An 18080-nucleotide genomic window follows, 5' to 3' on the forward strand; every position below is an offset into this window, starting at 1 on the left:
CCCGATCCTAGGGTCAGGACCCTAGATATTCCCCCGCACCGAAAAGGAGAAGATCGGCCCGATCATGCGGTCGCGGTCCTCGACGAAGGCGATCGGGCTTGCGCCGCGCACGCCGGTATAGACGGTGCGGTCGCGGCGCGAGCGCGCGTTCAATATATTCGCCACCGTCGCGCGCACCGTCAGCCCCAACACATCCTTGTGCTCGACAAAGACGTCGGCGAACACGGGCCCTTCCCATATGCGGTCGACCTCCTGCCGGCGATAGGCGGGCTGGTTGTGGGTGTAATGGGCATTGGCGCCCCACGCCCAGTCGCTGCCCGGAATATCGTGACGCAGCGCCGCCTCGATCACCGTGTCGGTAAAGCGGTTCCACTGCCGTTTCTCGCCGGTGAAGGGGTCGCGCAGCGACGATTTCTGGAACAGGAATGTCGTGTCGAGCTTCATCCCCTTCAGCCCCGCGGGGTCGAGGTTGAAGGTCGACGTCCAGTTCACCGCCCCCGCGGTCGACTTGGCGATATTGCCGACCGCCTCGCCATCGCCGACCGGGATGATGTCGACGCGGTCCTCGACGTCGCGATAGATGAAGATCAGCTTGGTCGATCCCCACGGGCCGATCTTCTTGTTGATCTCGCCCTCGACGCTCCAGTCCTGCTGCGGGCGCAGTTCGTTGTTGCTGACATTCTGGTTGCCGTCGTTAAGGAAAGCGCGCGCGAGAAAGTCGTAGAAGGACAGTTGCAGCACGCGCCGCCGCAGTTTGAGCGACGCGTCGAAATCGCTCGCCGGCGCCCAGGCGAGCGTCAGCGACCCCTTGGGCCGGAAAAAGCTGCGTTGCAGGCCGTTGACGCCCGTCTGCACGATCGTCGAATGTTCGGCGCCCGCTGTCAGCTGGAACGACAGCTTGTCGGTCAGCTTGCGGCCAAAGCTCAACAGCCCCTCATAACGGTCCTCTTTCACGCCGCCGGTGCCGCCCTCGAACGGCACGTCGACGAAGCGTCCCGACGGGTCGAGCACGGCGATCGACGCGACATTGTCCAGCGTGTTGAACGCCGCCTCGCCCGACAGCTGCCAGTCGCCGCCCAGCATCCGCCATTGATATTCGCCGCGCGCGATCGTCTCGCCAAGGTCGCCCGTTTGCGCGAAACGGTCGCCGGTCACGGTCGATCCGTCGGCGGGGGTCGTCACGACTTCCAGCGCATAGGGCTCGCGCGAGAAACGGCGCAGCCCGATCAGCTTGAGCTTCCCCGGCCCGGCCCCGAACTGGTAATCGCCGCCCAGCTCGTAATTCCAGCTGTCGGATTTCTCGCGAACGGTGCGAAAGCGGTCGGGCAGGCCGGGCGCGACGCGCAGCCCGTCTTCGCGATAGCGATCATATTTGCGTTGGTAATGGCCGCCGAAATTGGCGACCGTGTCGCCCGCGGGGTCCCAGGTGATACGGCCGGCGAGCTTGGGCGTGTCATAATGCGTGTCCCAGACATCGTCGCGCCGCTCGACGACATCGCCCGCGCCGTTGCGGATCAAGGTCAGCCCGCCCGCGCCGCTGCGTGCCGACTCAAGATTGCTCAGCGACGCCTCATATTCGACCTCGCCGCTGCGCCCGCGCAGCGAAATGTCGCCGCGCGTCAGCAGGGGGTCGGTGTGGTGCGCGCGAAACTGCGGCCGCCACGAAAACTGGCCCGACAGCCCGCCGGCGCGATAGATGATATTGGCGACCTGTCCCGACAGGCCGGGAATGTCGAGGCTCGCGCCGTCGACGACCTCGATGCGTTCGACATTGCCCGCGGGGATGCGCGACAATTGGGTGAACATGTCGTCGGCCTTGTTCGACGGCCGCTCGCCGTTGAACAGCACATTGCCCGTCGCCTGCCCCAATCCGCGCAGCTGCTCGTTGTCGCGGATCGTGAAGCCGGGGACCTGCGCCAGCATGTCATAGGCATTTTTGGGGGCGTAGCGCGCGAAATCGACGGGGGCGAAAACCTGCCGCGTCAGGCCGCTTCCCGCGGCGGCGGGCGTGCCTTCGGCGGGCGGAATATCGCCATTCGCGGCCGCTTCCTGCGCGAGCGCCGTCATCGACGCCGTGGCCGATGCGATCGCGCCGGCCATCAGCGCCAACCGCGTTGCGCAGCGCCTGTCCCGCCCGAGGCCGGAACCGGCGATTGAACTGCACATTGTCTTTATTCCTTGCCGAAGAACGGGGATGGCGCGCGCTGCCCGTCGCGCGCGCCAATCCCAAATGCCCTTCGACCAATGCGCGCCGCCGTTCGTCCAATGGCCGAACGACAGGGCGGGCAAGACGAAACCGCGATGCCGCCCGTTGCGGAGGAAATTACGCGGCGATCAGCACGCCGCGATAGGCGCTGTCCTCGAACGCGCGCCCGGCGCCCTTGGCGACGCACATCAGCGCGTCGTCGGCGACCACGACCTGCATCCCCGTCGCGCGCGCGATCGCCTGGTCCATCCGGCGCAACAGCGCGCCGCCGCCGGTCAGCGTGATGCCCGCGTCGATGATGTCGGCCGACAGTTCGGGGGGCGTATTCTCGAGCGCCGCCATCACCGCGGCGACGATCTGGCCGACGGGTTCGGCCAGCGCGTCGGCGACCTCGGCCTCGGTCACCTGCACTTCGGCGGGGCGGCCGTTGACGAGGTCGCGGCCCTTGACGCCGATGACGATCCCCTCGTCCTCGGGGGCGGTGGCGCAGCCGATCGCCAGCTTGACGCGCTCGGCGGTCATTTCGCCGATCATCAGATTATGTTTGCGACGGATGTGCGAGGCGATCATGTCGTCCATCTTGTCGCCGCCGACGCGCACCGAATTGGCATAGGCGATGCCGCCGAGCGAGAGCACCGCGACCTCGGTCGTGCCGCCGCCGATGTCGACGACCATCGCGCCCATCGGGTCGGTGACCTGCAATCCCGCGCCGATCGCTGCGGCAATCGATTCCTCGATCAGCTGCACCGACACCGCGCCGGCGTTGGTCGCGGCGTCGCGGATCGCGCGGCGCTCGACCATCGTCGAGCTCGACGGGACGCAGATGACGACATGGCTGCGCTGGCGAAAGCGGCTCGCGCCGCCCAGCGCCTTGTCGATGAAATGCTTGATCATCTGTTCGGCGACGTCGATGTCGGCGATGACGCCGTCGCGCAAGGGGCGGATCGCCTGGATATTGTCGGGCGTCTTGCCCATCATCAGCTTCGCCTCGTTGCCGACGACCTTGACGCGGCGCACCCCGGCGCGCGTCTCGAGCGCGACGACCGACGGCTCGTTCAGGACAATTCCCCGATCCCTGACATAAACAACAGTGTTAACGGTCCCCAGGTCGATCGCCATGTCGTGCGATGCCGAGGAAAAACGGTGAAAGAAGCTCATTGGCGGGGGTGGACCCTTCGATTTTGGACAGGTGGATCGGGCCGCGGCCCCCTTTACCCTCCCGCGACACCAGTCGCCTGCGGGCTTGTGGCGGCGGCGCGGGCGCGTCAACTGTGGTGGGCGTCGGACCGGTGGTTTCTCAGGCCCGAACGAGGTTAATGCGCCTTCCGTCGCGCTCCAGCCACCCCTCGCCGCGCGAATCGCCCGGCTATTCGGCCGTGTTGCCGACGATGAACTTCAGGCCGCGCAGCCCGACGACCGCGTCGCCCGAACAGACCGGCGCCGCGATCAGCCGCATCCAGCGCGGCTCGGCGCGGTCGGGCCGGATCTCGACGTCGATGGTAAAGCCGCGCCGGTGACGGATCGCGTGCGCGCGCAGCCGCTCCATCGCCGCGCGCGAATTTTCGGCATAGAGCGCGACCGCGTCGCCGCGCGCCACCTCGGCGCCGCGCGCGATGCCGAAAATATCGTAAACCTCGCCCGACCAGCTCAGCCGGTTGTCGGACAGCCGGCATTCCCACTGGCCGATGCGCGGGTGGAGCGGCTGCCCCGCCGCGATCGCGTCGACAATGTCCGCCACCGTGTCGAGCCGCGCGCCGCCCTCGATCTGCCCCAGCGCGAAATAGCGCTCGCGCTCGAAAAGCGGCCAGCTGTGCCGCAGCGGCAGGGGGTCGGTATAGGCCATCGATCCTGTTGGTGCTTTCCCTCGGTTCATCCTGTTTAACCCAACAAGTTTGGAAAGTCTTAATCTTCCGCGACCGACATGGCGCCATGTCGATTTCCGCCTTTCTCGACGAACCGGCGCTCAGCGCGGGCAGTCGCAGCAGTGCTCGCCGCAAATTGCGGCTCGAGGTTCAGGGTGTCCAGGACGGCGTCGGAATAGCCGCCCTCCTCCACGACATATCGACAAGCGGGCTGCTCATCGAAAGCGAGGCGGCGCTGGCGATCGGCGAGCCGATCGACCTCGAACTGCCGCACGCCGGTCCGGTTGCCGCCAAGGTCATCTGGACCAATGGCCGCCTTTTCGGCTGCCGCTTCGACACCCCGATCTCGCAGGCGGCGCTGAGTGCGGCCGAGCTGCGCAGCGCGGTCGGCACCGATCTCGGCGCCGGCCTCGGCAACGACGCCCAGCCTTCGCCCGAAGCGTTGCAGTTCGGGTCGCGGCTGCGCCAGCTGCGCGTCGTCAAGGGGCTGAGCCAGTCCGATGTCGCGCAGCGGCTCGGGGTGCGGACGCCGTCGATATCGGGTTGGGAAAAGGGGCGCGCGCGTCCGAAGCCCGACCGGCTGGCGGCGCTGGCCGAACTGCTCGGCGTGTCGCTCGCCGAACTCGAAGGCGCGCCCTCGCCCGACAGGCTGCACGACGTGCTCGACCGCTGCCGGAAAGAAATTGCCGCGGCGGCAGGGGTTGGCATCGACCTCGTACGGATCCGGATCGACCTGTAGCGCCGACGCGCGTACAATCGCGCGGCGTTCGCCCCCGAACGCTTCGGCCCATCGCGTCCGCGGGGCGTCGAAGCGCATCACGCTGGCGCATGAAGCAATTCTCTTGTGTATAAATCTGACGCCAAGACGCCGCCGCGCGTCATTTTCGTTCGATCCGATAACATTTTTTTAACTGTGCGCAGCCGACATATGTCCCCCATGTCTATCCCCGGATTCCTCGAACAATCGTCCGCGACGGCCGACCAAAGGTTCAGCGCGCGCCGCAGGCTCAGTCTCGTAGCGCAGGGCGTCAAGGAAACGGGCGCGGGAATCGAGGTCCTGATCCACAATATCTCCGAAACCGGGTTGCTCGTCGAAAGCGACGTGCGGCTTGCGGTCGGCGAGCGGATCGAGATCGAACTGCCGCACGCCGGGGCGATCCCGGCGCGCACCATCTGGGCCAGCGGCCGGCTGTTCGGCTGCGAATTCGAATCGCCCGTCTCGCCGGCGACGCTCAGCGCGGCGGAGCTGCGCAGCGCGGTTGGCGCCGACCTTCATTTCGACAGCGACGAACCCTCGCCGCTCGCCGAGCGCTTCGGCGCCCGCCTCCAGCGGCTTCGCGCCGCCAAGGGGTTGAGCCAGGCCGAACTCGCCGACCGGATGGGCGTCAGCGCGCCGTCGATCTCGGGATGGGAAAAGGGGCGCGCGCGGCCCAAGAACAACCGCATCGCGGCGCTCGCCGAGCTGCTCGGCGTGCCGGTGTCCGAACTGCTCGGCGACCCGGCTCCCGAACGGCTGCAGGACCTGATCGACCGCAGCCGCGAACAGATTGCGCGCGCGCTCGGCACCGCGTCCGAAAAGGTGCGGATCGTCATCGAACTCTGACCCCGGCCGCCGCGCTTGCCTCGGTCGACAAGCCGCGGTAAACGGCTGCTCCCCGCGCACGGAGCCCGAACAATGGACAAGACACCGACAGCAACGCCGCACCGCCTTGCCGCCGTGAAAGATCTTGTCCATGTCTGCCCCCGCTTCGATCACCCTCGCCCGTCTCGGTTGGACCGCGCCTGACGGCCGCGCCGTCCTTTCGGACCTCGACCTTCAGTTTCCGCGCGAACGCACCGGCATCGTCGGGCGCAACGGCGTCGGCAAATCGACGCTGCTGCGCCTGCTGACCGGCGATCTGCGCCCGACCGCGGGCAGTGTCGCGATCGGCGGCACCATCGCCATCGTCCATCAGGATGTTCAGGTGGCGCCCGACGCCACCGTCGCCGACCTGTTCGCCGTGCGCGAAGCGCTCGCGCTGCTCCGCAGGGCAGAGGCGGGCACCGCGAGCCTCGACGACATCGCCGATGCCGACTGGACGCTCGAGGCGCGGCTCGACGAGGCGCTCGCCGGCGTCGGGCTTGCCGCGCTCGCCGCCGACACGCGGCTCCTGTCGCTGTCGGGCGGTCAGCGGACGCGCGCCGCGCTTGCGGCCGCCATCTTTGCGCGGCCCGATTTCCTGCTTCTCGACGAACCGACGAACAATCTCGACCGCGACGGGCGCCGCGCCGTCCGCGACCTTCTCGCGAACTGGACCGGCGGCGCGATCGTCGTCAGCCACGACCGCGAATTGCTCGAGGAAATGGATGCCATCGTCGAACTGACCGGCAACGGCGCGGCGCGCTACGGCGGCGGCTGGAGCGCCTATCGCGCGCGCAAGGCGGTCGAGGACGCGGCGGCCGACGCCCGGCTCGCCGCCGCCGAAAAACAGGCCGATCTGGTCCGCCGCCAGGCGCAGGCCGCGACCGAGCGCCAGGACCGCCGCGATGCCGGCGGGCGGCGCAAGGCGGCGCGCGGCGACATGCCCCGGATCCTGATCGGCGCGCGCAAGCAGCGCGCCGAGGAAAGCGCGGGCGCGAACAGCCGCCTCGCCGAGCGCCAGCGCGCCGATGCCGAGGCCGCGCTCGCCGCGGCGCGCGACCGGATAGAGATCATCGACCCGCTGTCGGCGGGGCTCGCCCCGACCGGCCTGCCGGCGTCGCGCACCGTGCTCGAACTCGATTCGGTGACCGCGGGCTATGTCGCGGGTCAGCCGGTCGTCCATGACGTCACGCTCACCGTCACCGGCCCCGAACGCATCGCGATCACCGGTCCCAACGGCTCGGGAAAATCGACCCTGCTCGCGCTCGTCGCGGGAACGCTCGCGCCATGGTCGGGACGCGTCGACACACGCGTGCCCTTCGCAATGTTCGACCAGCGCGTGTCGCTGCTCGACCCGGCGCGGTCGATTGCCGACAATTTCCTCGCGATCAATCCCGGCACGACGAACAACCAGTGCCGCGCCGCGCTCGCCCGTTTCCGCTTTCGCGCCGACGCCGCCGACCGCATCGTCGGGACGCTCAGCGGCGGCCAGATGCTGCGCGCCGGCCTCGCCTGCACGCTGGGCGCACCGCAACCGCCGCAGCTTCTGATCCTCGACGAACCCGGCAACCACCTCGACCTCGACACGCTCGCCGCCATCGAATCCGGCCTCGCGGCCTATGACGGCGCGCTCCTCGTCGTCAGCCACGACCCCGCCTTCCTGGCCGCCATCGGCATCACCCGCGAGGTCGCGCTGGGCGTTTAGCCGGACAATACAGTCGGGGTGGGGGAGCTGCCGCTAAATCCTCCCTGTCGCGCAGCGATGGGGAGGTGGCAGCGCGCAGCGCTGACGGAGGGGCAACTGACGCAACGGCAGCGCCCCCCCCCCACGGCTACGCCGCAGGGAGGATCGGGCGCCGCGGCCGCTCAGGCCGCGAGCACCTTCGCCATCATCCGTTCTTCCTTTGCGACCCACGGCGCCATGCTCGGGCGCGCAAGGATGGCTTCGCTCCATTTGGCGATGCGCGGGTGCGTCGCCGCGTCGATGCAGCTTCCGCAGTGGCGCAGGTTCACCAGCGGCGACACGACCGCCAGGTCGGCGATCGTCAGCCGGTCGCCGACCAGAAATCCGCTGTCGGGGATCGCGCTTTCCAGATAGTCGAGCAGCTTGGGCAGTTCGACCGTTTCCGCCTCCGCCGCGGCGGCAAGGTCGCCTTCGCGCTGCAGGAATTTCGGCGCGACGATGCGGTTGAAGAACATCTTGCCGCCGCACGCCGCGAACACCGTGTCGGCAAACTCGTCCCACCAGATGACCTGTCCGCGCTCGGCGGGATCGGCCGGGATCAACGCGGGTTCGGGGTGCTTCGCCTCCAGATAGTGGATGATCGCGCTCGAATCGGCGAGCAGATAGCCGTCATCGTCGATCGCGGGCATCTTTCCCAGCGGCGACGCCGCGCGGAACCCCGGGTCGGGATCGCCGATCCCCACGCCCTTGAGCTCGAACGCCAGCCCCTTCTCGCCCAGATAGGCGATCAGCTTGCGAACGAAAGGCGACACGATAGACCCGTAAACAATCATTGCGACTTCTCCTTTTGACGCCGCACCATAGAAAAAAGGTTGCAGACTGCAACCATAATCACATGCGTTTCCAGAGGTCTGAATCCGCTTGCGTTCGCCCCGTGCGCATGGAACAACCACGGCCGGAGGGGGGGACGCTGCTGCGGCAGCAATCAGGCAGGACTCCAACAATGCGCCCTTCGACCTGGGCAGACCGGCTGTTGGCCGTGCTGGTCCGTTTTGTCGGCATCCTCATCCTGCTCGCGACGATTGCCGCCGCGACGGCGAGCTTCCTTTACAACAAGGCAGAGGATTCGGCCCGCGCCGACCGCGTGGCCATTCAGGTCAACCAGCGACTTCGCGACCATATTGCGGTGCTCGAAGGCGTCCGCGCCCTCTATCAATCCGACACGACGTCCAGCGGGCCGGGAATCCGCGCCTATCTCGCCGCGCTCCGCCCGCAACAGCGCGCGCCGGGGATGGAGGGTATCGGGATCGCAATCGCGATCCGGCAGGATACCCCTGCGGCGGCCGAAGCGATGCTGCGCGAAAATTACGGCAGGGACATATCGGTCTGGCCGACGACCGACCAGCCGATCGGCTTTCCGATCGTGCTCGTCGAACCCGCGAACCCGCGGCGGGACAATGCGCTCGGATATGATATGTTCAGCGAGCCGGTGCGGCGCGAGGCGATGCGGCGCGCGTGGCGCACCGGCCAACCCGCCGCGAGCGGCATCGTCCAGCTCGTCCAGGAAAAGGGGCTTGCGCACAAGCAGCCCGGCTTTCTCGTCTATATCCCGGTCTATGCCGACCGGGATCTGCCGCCGGACGCCACCCGGCCGGAAACCGTCACCGGCGACACCGGGACGCGCCCCATCGAAGCCTTTGTCTATGCCCCTTTCCGTACCGGGGATCTGATGACCGCGGTGCTCGGCGCGCAGCTCGATGCAATCGAGGGGATCGAGATTTACGCCGGCGACGGCCCCGCGGCGATGCCGGTGTTCCGCCACGGCCGCATGGGCTGGGATGTCGAGGAACGGCGGCTGCGCGTCGCCGACCGCGAATGGACGATGCGGATTTCCTATGGCCGCATCCTCGAACGGATCGGGCGGCCGGTGGCGATCTTCCTCTTCGGGCTCGCGCTGGCGCTGCTCGCGACCCAGTTGCACCGGATGCAGCAGCGGCGCGTCGGCGCGGCGCAGGCGCTCGCCGAGGAAAAGGCCCGCCACGCCGACGATCGCGAACTGATGATCGGCGAAATGGCGCACCGGATGAAAAACGCCTTCGCGCGGATCGGCGCGCTCGCGCGGATCACCTTGCGCGAATCAAAGGGTCTCGACGATTTCGAGGTGCGCTTCGACGGCCGGTTGCGCGCGCTGTCCGACGCCAAGCAGATGCTGGTGACCGGAACGGTCGACGCGGTCGAGCTTTCGGCGATCGTCCACCGCGAACTCGAACTCGCGGGCTGGAACGAGGAAAGGCTCCGCGCCGTCGACGGCCCTGCGGTGCTGCTCGACGAGGAGGGCGCGCAGGCGATTTCGCTCGCGATCCACGAATTTGTGACCAACAGCATCAAATATGGCGCGCTGTCGGGCACCGGCGCGCTCGCGGTCGACTGGTCGCGCGGCGAGGGCGAGGTCGTGCTGCGCTGGACGGAGACCGGGCTCGCCACCACCCCCGACGTCGCGCGCGAAAGCTTCGGGACGCAGTTCATCCGTTCGATGATCGAGCGCCAGCTCAAGGGAAGCTGGGAGCGGACGGCGGACGGAAACCGCCTGTCGATCGTCATCCGCTGGCCCGACGCACCCGCTGCCGATTGACAATCCCGACCCTCGCGGCAAGAGACTGGCGACAGGGGAGGACGATATAGGTGACCGCACGCATGCTGCGCCCGACCAGCTTCGACGTCGCCGAGCGCGCGGGCGTGTCGCAATCGACCGTGTCGCGCGCGCTGCGCGGCAGCCCCGGCGTCAATGCCGAGACGCGCGCCCGCGTGTCGGCGGCTGCGCGCGAGCTTGGCTATGTCGTCGACCGCCACGCCTCGTCGCTGCGCCTCAAGAGCAGCGAGACGCTCGCGCTCGTCACCATCTGCCGCCCCGGCGAGGATCGCAGCGCGATCAACCCCTTCTACTTCGCGCTCCTCGGCAGCATCGCCGCCGCGACGTCGGCGCGCGGCTTCAACCTGCTCGTCAGCTTCCAGGAAAGCCCCGCCAATTTCCGCGCCGATTTCGTCGCCTCGGGGCTTGCCGACGCGATGATCGTCATCGGCACGACCAGCAACCGCGCGGCGTGGGACTATTTCGCCGAGGCGCAGGCGTCGGGGCTCGAATTCGTGTGCTGGGGCAGCCCCGGCGATCCCTTTCACTGGATGCGCAGCGACAATGACGCGGGCGGGCGCATCGCCGCCGAGCATCTGGTCGCGACCGGCCGCCGCCGCCCGGCCTTCGTCGGCCCGCAGCGTTCGCCGCAGCGCCAGTTCGACGAGCGGCGCGACGGGTTCGCCGCCGCGCTCGCCGCGCACGGCATCACCCCCGCGATCGTCTCGCCGCCCGCCGGCGCCGACCGCCATGCACAGGGGGTCGCCGCGGCGCGCGCGCTGCTCGACGCGCATCCCGACACCGACGCGATCTTCGCCGCCAGCGACATGCTCGCACTCGGCGTGCTTCAGGGGCTCAAGGATGCGGGGCGCAGCGTGCCGGGCGACGTCGCGCTCATCGGCTTCGACGGCATCCGCGCGGGCACGCTCGCCGACCCGGCGCTGACGACGCTCGAGCCCGACCTCGACGCCGCGGGCGAGGCGCTCGTCGCGATGGCGCTCGAGGATGACGACCACCGCCTCGGCGGAACGCGCATCCCCGTGCGCCTCGCGCGGCGCGGCACCGCCTGACCGAGGCTCAGCGCTGCGCGCGCCGCGCCACCACCTTGATCTCGACGACCGCATTCGGGTCGTAAAGCGCGCTGACGCCGATCGCGGTCCACGCCGGAAAGGGCGCCTTCACATGGCGGTTCTTGACCGCCGCCAGCGCGTCGATCGACCCGCGCAGGTCGGTGTGAAAGGTCGTGAGGTCGACGACGTCGGCCCAGCTCGCCCCCGCGCGCGCCAGGGTCGCGCCGATCCGCTGAAAGGCCCGCTCGAACCCCGGCTCCAGCCCGTCGTCGCCCTCGCGCGGCCCCGCGACGACCCCCGACAGATAGATGGTGTCGCCCGCGATCACCGCATCGGCATAGCCGAACTCTTCCTGGAACGCCCGCGCGCGCGGGTCTTCGGGCATCAGCACCGTCGTCGGCTCGCCCGCCAGCGCCGGCGCGGCCATCGCGCCTCCCATTCCCGTCATCGCAGCCCCCGTCATCGCCGCCACCAGCAGCGCCCGTTTCATCGTCTGCATAATATCTCCTCTCGATCCCCGGCCGCGCCAAGCGTGGCAGCAAGTCGCGGCGCGCGCAATCGCGAACGCAGCGCTCAGGCGGCGGCGTCCGGACCGTCGCCGTCGCCCTCGACATCGTCATCGTCGTCGCCGCCGTCATCGTCACCGCCGTCGGCATGCGCATCCGCGCCCTCGTCGAGCAGATGGTCGGCAACGCGCGGCGACACGGTCCACACCGGGTCGCGCGGCGCGATCACCTGCGTCGCCTTGGCCTCCAGCACCGCGCGCCCGACCGCGCCGATCGGCTGGCCGCACATGCGGCAGCATCCGGCGTTCAGGTCCTCGCGGCTGCGCGAGCGTTCGATGATCGCGATGCGGCGCAGGATTTCGGCGTCGGTTTCGTCGGCGGTCGGGCGCGCGCATTTGCCGCCCTTTGGCCTCTTGTCGAACGTGACCCCGCGGAAAAATTCCTCGCGCGACAGAAAGCGGTGCTGCACCGCCTCGGGCAGGACATAGGCCTTGGCCTCTTCGGGGGTCAGATGGACATTCTTCCCGTTCTTGAGGTCGCCGCGCTTGATGAGCAGCCCGAGGATCGAATCCGACGGCACGATCCGCCGCTCGACCTCCTTGCCGCCCCGCAGGATCACCATCTCGCGCCCCTCGACCGCGCGCTCGTACGCGACCGCCTCCAGCCCGCGCAGCGCCTTGGCGATCGCCTCCTCGCACGCCTTGTCGAACGGCGCGAACAGCGCGCGCGAGCGGTTGACCGAGGTCGTGCTGACCCCCGCCACCCGCGCCGCGTCGGCCACGCACCCCGTCTTTCCCAAAGTCGCCAGGAACACCCGCGTCCGCGCCGCCGTCCACCCGTCCGACCGCACGCGCAGCCCGGGCATGAAGGGATTGGAGTGCTTGGACGCCTCCCGCCCCGCCCTGCTCCCCTCCCGCAAGCGGGAGGGGTTGGGGGAGGGCCTGTTTCGGTCCGCACCAACCCCTAAGCCGCCATTCCTACCCGATTTCCCCCGCGAACCCCGCCCCACCGCACGCGCCATAGCTCAACCTCCCGAATCACCTTGGATCGAATCGGAGCTATTTTGAACCTATTTGGATAATGTAGGAAAGCGCTATTTTCCTTCGTCACCCCGGACTTGATCCGGGGTCCAGCTTGCTCCCATGTCCGCGCGCAGTTTGACCCCGCCCGCACCCTTGATATGACACTGTCATAGGAGAATGCCGATGGCCGCTCGCGCCGAAAAGCCCGTCACCGTCACCCTCGGCCCCCTGACCCGCGCCGCGCAGGATTGCGTCACGTCGGGCCGTTATGCTTCGGTCAGCGACGTCGTCCGCGCGGGCCTGCGCGCGCTCGACCGCGAGGAAGCGCTGCTCGACGAACTGCTCAAGGCGCGCGTTGCCGAGGCGCCCGCCGACACCCGTGCCGCCCAATCCGCCGACGATGTTCGCGCGCAGCTAGCCGCCCGCCACGCCCGGCGGACCGGCAAGTCCGCTTGACCAAGCCGCTCCGCGTCGTCTGGCGCCGGGTTATTATTGCTTATCAGGTGGGCAAGGTGGCCGAGGTGCTTCGCATGTTCCGTGCGGAGCAGGAGTTGGGCCTGGCGCAGATATCGGAGGCCAACGGTGTTAGGGATTGTTGCACTTACCGCCACAACGTATTCTTCTAGGCTTGGCACGAGCAGAAAGGTATCTGGTTGCTATGCGATGAGCAGCTTCTATCGAAACGGTCGTGATACAGGAATCCAAGGTACAATCGCTTGGCTACAGAAATGGTATGGCGAGCCGCTAGACTTGGACGTTCAGGAAATCAGCTTAACCTGTCCCAACGCGACCGATAAGGCTCATTATGAAGAAGCCTGCATAGGGAAACAGACAGACCTTCATATCTTTCTGAAACACGCTGCCAGATGCTGGCTTGAAGATCGGGGAAGCGGCCGCGTGAGTTATGAGCGGCGACTCTATATTCCCTTTGACGACCCTCCTGCTGGCCATTGGTCAAAAGTTGTTCAACCAGATGGATCAGTCAAAGTTATTGATATGAGCCAACCAAAGATTCTGGAGAGAGGAAATCTTGATTTTATAGGCTGGTACGGCTCTATTTTGGAGGTCGATGTGCTGTGCGAAGGGAAACGGAATATTTCCGTCGAGGTAGGAGCGACACGGCCTTACAATCTTCTCACGCCCTTGCTCAAAGGCATCGTTCACAAGGCAATCTGGATCCCATTCCCTTCCATTCAGGATGGTAGATTTCCGTCTCTAATCAAAGGATATGCCATCACCGATCCGTCAGAATGACACAAAAGCGGTGAACGAATCCCAAATCGCCAATCTCAACCGACGATTTCGACCGGCACCCCAATGTCTTCATTCGCCATCACACCCCGGTCGAACGTCACAAACGCTTCAACGCCCTTCGACGCAACCAGATGGATATGGTCGGCAAAATCGCCGCCTTTGGCATAGGCTGTCAGCGCGGCAAGAACCCCATCCAGATCATCGACCTGCACATTGGGCAGCTGAACGAAGGTGGCCAGCATTTCGGCGATCTGGGTTCGGTCCAACCGCGCGCTCGACTTCAGAACCCAGCCCGTTTCGAGCAACACGGTCAACGGAACGAATATCTCGCCTTGCAGGATTCGATGCGCGATGGGCGATTGCACATCGTCGTCGCCCAGCATCGCCCGCACCAGCACATTGGTATCGACCGCCTTCAATTCGGCGGATCCCAGCTCTTGTCCTCACGAAACATCTTGTCGATCGCCGCATTGGCGTCCTCGTCGCTGATCCGCGGCCCCTTGTAATTGGCGGTCTTGCGAATTTTCGCCATCGCCTCGTCGAAACTCAGCGCCTTTTTCGCCTTGGGCTTGGCGCGCAACATCACGCCGGCGGGGCCATCGACGACCTCCAACACCGTGCCGACGTCCCAATGCAGCCGGTCGCGAACATCCTTGGGGATGACGACCTGGCCCTTGGCAGAGACTCTGGTTTCCTTGGTCATACCGGTAAGATAACATCGATGCACTCGACGAACAAGCCAGCCTCTTAATTCTCGTCACCCCGGACTTGATCCGGGGTCCCGCTCGGCGAGGTCGAAAAGCTGGACCCCGGATCGGGTCCGGGGTGACGAAGCGGGTAAATGCTTCGACTTTCCTTCGCGCCTTCGTGCCTTTGCGTCTTTGTGTGAGATAAATCCATCCCGCCCCCCTCGCACCCCCCACCAACGCCCGCGCCCGCACCCGCCGCATAGCAATCCATCCACCCCCCACCCCCTTGCAATTCCCCGCCCCCGGCGTAAGGCGTCGCCAACACAAACCGCGCGCGCGACTCCGCTTGCCCCGCTCTCCTGAAACGGGCCGGCGTCCGTCATCCCCCGCCGCGCCCGAACAGGGAAACTGCACATGACCACCACCGGCAACGACACGCTTGGCACCCGCTCGACGCTCGACGTCGACGGCAAGTCCTATGCCTATTACTCGCTCGACAAGGCGGCGGCGAAGCTCGGCGACGTGTCGCGGCTGCCGTTCAGCATGAAGGTGCTGCTCGAAAACCTGCTGCGGTTCGAGGATGGCGGCTTCACCGTGTCGACCGACGATGTGCAGGCGCTGGTCGACTGGCAGAACGACCCCCGGTCGAGCCGCGAGATCCAGTATCGCCCCGCGCGCGTGCTGCTCCAGGATTTCACCGGCGTGCCCTGCGTCGTCGACCTTGCCGCGATGCGCGATGCGATTGCCAAGCTGGGCGGCGACACGTCGAAGATCAACCCGCTCGTCCCCGTCCACCTCGTCATCGACCACTCGGTCATGGTCGACGAATTCGGCCATCCCAAGGCGTTCGAACAGAATGTCGAGATCGAATATTATCGCAACGGCGAACGCTATGACTTCCTGAAATGGGGGTCGAAAAGCCTCGACAATTTCAAGGCGGTGCCGCCGGGCACCGGCATCTGCCACCAGGTCAACCTTGAACATATCGCGCAGGCGGTGTGGTCGAGCGAGGATGGTTCGGGCGAAATGGTCGCCTATCCCGACACCTGCGTCGGCACCGACAGCCACACGACGATGATCAACGGGCTCGGCGTGCTCGGCTGGGGCGTCGGCGGGATCGAGGCGGAGGCCGCGATGCTCGGCCAGCCGGTGTCGATGCTGATTCCCGAAGTCGTCGGCTTCAAGCTGACGGGCAAATTGAAGGAGGGCGTCACCGCGACCGACCTCGTGCTCACCGCGACGCAGATGCTGCGCGCCAAGGGCGTCGTCGGGCGCTTCGTCGAATATTTCGGGCCGGGCCTGTCGACGCTCAGCCTCGCCGACCGCGCGACGCTCGCCAATATGGCGCCCGAATATGGCGCGACCTGCGGCTTCTTCGGCATCGACGACAAGACGCTCGATTATATGCGCCTGACCGGCCGCAGCGACGACAATATCGCGCTGGTCGAGGCCTATGCGAAGGCGCAGGGGCTGTGGCTGTCGGCCGACATGCCCGATCCGGTGTTCACCGACACGCTCGAGCTCGACATGGGCAGCGTCGCGCCGAGCCTCGCGGGGCCGAAGCGCCCGCAGGACAAGGTCGTCCTCACCGAAGTCGACGATGTGTTCAACGCCGACCTCAAGAAACTTTACGGCAAGGATGCGCCCGCGCGCGTCGCGGTCGCGGGCAAGGATCATGACATCGGCGACGGCGACGTCGTGATCGCCGCGATCACCAGCTGCACCAACACCTCGAACCCCGGCGTGATGGTCGCCGCGGGGCTCGTCGCCAAAAAGGCGAACGAACTGGGCATGAAGCCCAAGCCGTGGGTCAAGACCAGCCTCGCTCCGGGGTCGCAGGTCGTCACCGACTATCTGGTCAAATCGGGGTTGCAGCCGCACCTCGACGCGATCGGCTACAACCTCGTCGGCTATGGCTGCACCACCTGCATCGGCAATTCGGGGCCGCTGGCCGAGCCGATTTCGGCCGCGATCAACGGCAACGACATCGTCGCCGCGTCGGTGCTGTCGGGCAACCGCAACTTCGAGGGCCGCGTGTCGCCCGACGTGCGCGCGAACTTCCTCGCCTCGCCGCCGCTCGTCGTCGCCTATGCGCTCAAGGGCACGGTGACGCAGGATTTCACCACCACGCCGATCGGGCAGGACCAGGACGGCAACGACGTCTTCCTCGCCGACATCTGGCCGACCAACCAGGAGGTTGCCGACACCATCGCGGGCGCGGTCGACCGCGACATGTTCCTCGGCCGCTACGCGCATGTCTATCAGGGCGACGAGCATTGGCAAAAGATCGAGGTCGAGGGCAGCGACACCTATCAGTGGCGCGCGGGCAGCACCTATGTCGCGAACCCGCCTTATTTCGAGGGGATGGAAATGACCCCCGCGCCGGTATCCGACATCGTGAATGCCAAGCCGCTCGCGATCCTCGGCGACAGCATCACCACCGACCACATCAGCCCCGCGGGCAGCATCAAGGCGGACAGCCCGGCCGGAAAATGGCTTATGGAACATCAGGTTAGCAAGGCCGACTTCAACAGCTACGGCGCCCGCCGCGGCCACCACGAAGTCATGATGCGCGGCACCTTCGCCAACATCCGCATCAAAAACGAAATGGTCCCCGGAATCGAGGGCGGCATGTCGCGCTATGGCGACGAAGTCATGCCGATCTACGACGCCGCGATGCGCCACAAGGCCGACGGCACCCCGCTCGTCGTCGTGGCGGGCAAGGAATATGGCACCGGCTCGTCACGCGACTGGGCGGCAAAGGGCACCAACCTGCTCGGCGTTCGCGCGGTGATCGTCGAGAGTTTCGAGCGCATCCACCGCTCGAACCTCGTCGGCATGGGCGTGCTGCCGCTCCAGTTCACCGGCGGCGACACGCGCGAAACGCTCGGCCTGACCGGCGACGATCAGTTCACGATCCGCGGGGTGGCCGATCTCAAGCCGCGCCAGACGGTGACGGTCGAAGTGACGCGCCCCGACGGCTCGACCTTCAGCTTCGACACGCTCTGCCGCATCGATACCGCGAACGAGGTCGAATATTATATGAACGGCGGCATCCTGCACTACGTCCTGCGCAAGCTGGCGGCGTAAGCAGCAGGCAAGGCGGGGACGATGGGCGCACTGATCCTTTTCGTCCTCGGCCTTGTCGCGGGCATTGCGCTGACGCTCGCTCTCCAGCGGCGCAGCGGCGACCGGCGCGACCTGACCACACCGCCGCCCGCCCGGCTCGCGCCGCCGCGCGCGACCAGCAGCGACATCGATGAGGCCGAAATCATCGTCCTCCTCCGCCTTGGCCGCAAGATCGAGGCGATCAAGCGGATGCGCGAACAGACGGGCATGGGGCTGGCCGAAGCCAAGGACGCCGTCGAGGCGATCGAGCGCGAGCAGCGCTGAATTTCAGGGGTGCGGCCTTCCGCACATGGTGGGCGCTGACGGGCTCGAACCGCCGACCCTCTCGGTGTAAACGAGATGCTCTACCAACTGAGCTAAGCGCCCCCAAAGGGAAGCGCGCCCCTGCCACAGCCGGACGGCGCTGGC

Annotated in this window: 18 protein-coding genes and 1 tRNA gene; 10 read left to right on the forward strand and 9 right to left on the reverse strand. The window is 67.0% G+C overall.

Annotation, left to right across the window (positions count from 1 at the left end; translation table 11 throughout):
* Positions 1 to 21: 21 nt before the first annotated feature.
* The 3 genes from H7692_RS07795 to H7692_RS07805 form a co-directional block, all read right to left on the reverse strand.
* The gene (locus H7692_RS07795) at positions 22 to 2100 is read right to left on the reverse strand and encodes a TonB-dependent receptor plug domain-containing protein (protein ID WP_227339999.1); all 2079 of its coding nucleotides are present in this window, start codon (positions 2098 to 2100) and stop codon (positions 22 to 24) included.
* Between the two features lie 223 nt (positions 2101 to 2323).
* Positions 2324 to 3364, reverse strand: a complete 1041-nt coding sequence (locus H7692_RS07800; protein WP_201928881.1) for a rod shape-determining protein — start codon at positions 3362 to 3364, stop codon at positions 2324 to 2326.
* Between the two features lie 208 nt (positions 3365 to 3572).
* Complete coding sequence (locus H7692_RS07805) at positions 3573 to 4049, reverse strand: hypothetical protein (protein ID WP_227340000.1); 477 nt, start codon at positions 4047 to 4049, stop codon at positions 3573 to 3575.
* Between the two features lie 86 nt (positions 4050 to 4135).
* Here H7692_RS07805 and H7692_RS07810 point away from each other — a divergent pair, with 86 nt between their 5' ends.
* The 3 genes from H7692_RS07810 (at position 4136) to H7692_RS07820 (ending at position 7394) form a co-directional block, all read left to right on the forward strand.
* Positions 4136 to 4807: a helix-turn-helix domain-containing protein gene (locus tag H7692_RS07810; protein ID WP_201928879.1), complete on the forward strand. Its 672-nt coding sequence runs from the start codon at positions 4136 to 4138 to the stop codon at positions 4805 to 4807.
* A 198-nt stretch (positions 4808 to 5005) separates the two neighbouring features.
* Positions 5006 to 5671 carry a helix-turn-helix domain-containing protein gene (locus H7692_RS07815; RefSeq protein WP_201928878.1) on the forward strand — a complete coding sequence of 222 codons (666 nt, stop codon included), beginning with the start codon at positions 5006 to 5008 and terminating at the stop codon, positions 5669 to 5671.
* Positions 5672 to 5801: 130 nt separating this feature from the next.
* Entirely contained in the window at positions 5802 to 7394 is a 1593-nt protein-coding gene (locus H7692_RS07820; protein WP_222135448.1) for an ABC-F family ATP-binding cassette domain-containing protein, read from the forward strand.
* Positions 7395 to 7555: 161 nt separating this feature from the next.
* On the opposite strand, the gene H7692_RS07825 is transcribed toward H7692_RS07820, so the two are convergent.
* A complete protein-coding gene (locus H7692_RS07825; protein WP_201928876.1) occupies positions 7556 to 8206 on the reverse strand; it encodes a glutathione S-transferase family protein in 651 nt (216 codons plus the stop codon).
* A 170-nt stretch (positions 8207 to 8376) separates the two neighbouring features.
* Here H7692_RS07825 and H7692_RS07830 point away from each other — a divergent pair, with 170 nt between their 5' ends.
* The gene (locus H7692_RS07830) at positions 8377 to 10005 is read left to right on the forward strand and encodes a CHASE domain-containing protein (RefSeq protein WP_222135447.1); all 1629 of its coding nucleotides are present in this window, start codon (positions 8377 to 8379) and stop codon (positions 10003 to 10005) included.
* 50 nt (positions 10006 to 10055) lie between these two features.
* Positions 10056 to 11072 (forward strand): LacI family DNA-binding transcriptional regulator, encoded by a 1017-nt coding sequence (locus H7692_RS07835; protein ID WP_227340001.1) that lies wholly within the window; start codon positions 10056 to 10058, stop codon positions 11070 to 11072.
* Between the two features lie 7 nt (positions 11073 to 11079).
* On the opposite strand, the gene H7692_RS07840 is transcribed toward H7692_RS07835, so the two are convergent.
* Both H7692_RS07840 and H7692_RS07845 read right to left on the reverse strand, forming a co-directional pair.
* On the reverse strand, positions 11080 to 11571 hold the full coding sequence (locus H7692_RS07840; protein WP_201928874.1) for a RidA family protein: 492 nt from the start codon (positions 11569 to 11571) through the stop codon (positions 11080 to 11082).
* Between the two features lie 74 nt (positions 11572 to 11645).
* Positions 11646 to 12359 carry a hypothetical protein gene (locus H7692_RS07845; protein ID WP_222135446.1) on the reverse strand — a complete coding sequence of 238 codons (714 nt, stop codon included), beginning with the start codon at positions 12357 to 12359 and terminating at the stop codon, positions 11646 to 11648.
* A gap of 424 nt (positions 12360 to 12783) precedes the next feature.
* Here H7692_RS07845 and H7692_RS07850 point away from each other — a divergent pair, with 424 nt between their 5' ends.
* From H7692_RS07850 to H7692_RS07860, 3 genes are read left to right on the forward strand one after another with little or no spacing between them, the layout of a single operon-like run.
* Entirely contained in the window at positions 12784 to 13056 is a 273-nt protein-coding gene (locus H7692_RS07850; RefSeq protein ID WP_222135445.1) for a type II toxin-antitoxin system ParD family antitoxin, read from the forward strand.
* Positions 13053 to 13226, forward strand: a complete 174-nt coding sequence (locus H7692_RS07855; RefSeq protein ID WP_222135444.1) for a hypothetical protein — start codon at positions 13053 to 13055, stop codon at positions 13224 to 13226. Before H7692_RS07850 ends, H7692_RS07855 begins: the two co-directional genes overlap by 4 nt.
* A 37-nt stretch (positions 13227 to 13263) precedes the next feature.
* The gene (locus tag H7692_RS07860) at positions 13264 to 13854 is read left to right on the forward strand and encodes a hypothetical protein (RefSeq protein ID WP_222135443.1); all 591 of its coding nucleotides are present in this window, start codon (positions 13264 to 13266) and stop codon (positions 13852 to 13854) included.
* 35 nt (positions 13855 to 13889) lie between these two features.
* On the opposite strand, the gene H7692_RS07865 is transcribed toward H7692_RS07860, so the two are convergent.
* Entirely contained in the window at positions 13890 to 14252 is a 363-nt protein-coding gene (locus H7692_RS07865) for a type II toxin-antitoxin system VapC family toxin (protein WP_227340002.1), read from the reverse strand.
* A 17-nt stretch (positions 14253 to 14269) separates the two neighbouring features.
* Positions 14270 to 14557, reverse strand: coding sequence for an AbrB/MazE/SpoVT family DNA-binding domain-containing protein (locus H7692_RS07870; RefSeq protein ID WP_222135441.1), 288 nt, complete (start codon positions 14555 to 14557; stop codon positions 14270 to 14272).
* Positions 14558 to 14957: 400 nt separating this feature from the next.
* Between H7692_RS07870 and acnA the strand changes: the two genes are divergently transcribed.
* Positions 14958 to 17633 carry an aconitate hydratase AcnA gene (gene acnA, locus H7692_RS07875; RefSeq protein WP_227340003.1) on the forward strand — a complete coding sequence of 892 codons (2676 nt, stop codon included), beginning with the start codon at positions 14958 to 14960 and terminating at the stop codon, positions 17631 to 17633.
* 21 nt (positions 17634 to 17654) lie between these two features.
* Positions 17655 to 17936 (forward strand): ribosomal protein L7/L12, encoded by a 282-nt coding sequence (locus H7692_RS07880; protein ID WP_222135439.1) that lies wholly within the window; start codon positions 17655 to 17657, stop codon positions 17934 to 17936.
* Between the two features lie 26 nt (positions 17937 to 17962).
* Here the strand turns inward: H7692_RS07880 and H7692_RS07885 are convergent.
* A tRNA-Val gene (locus H7692_RS07885) sits at positions 17963 to 18038 on the reverse strand.
* Between the last annotated feature and the right edge of the window lie 42 nt (positions 18039 to 18080).

Source organism: Sphingopyxis sp. P8 (assembly GCF_020622175.1).
In the GTDB taxonomy this organism is placed as follows: Bacteria; Pseudomonadota; Alphaproteobacteria; order Sphingomonadales; family Sphingomonadaceae; genus Sphingopyxis; species Sphingopyxis jiangsuensis.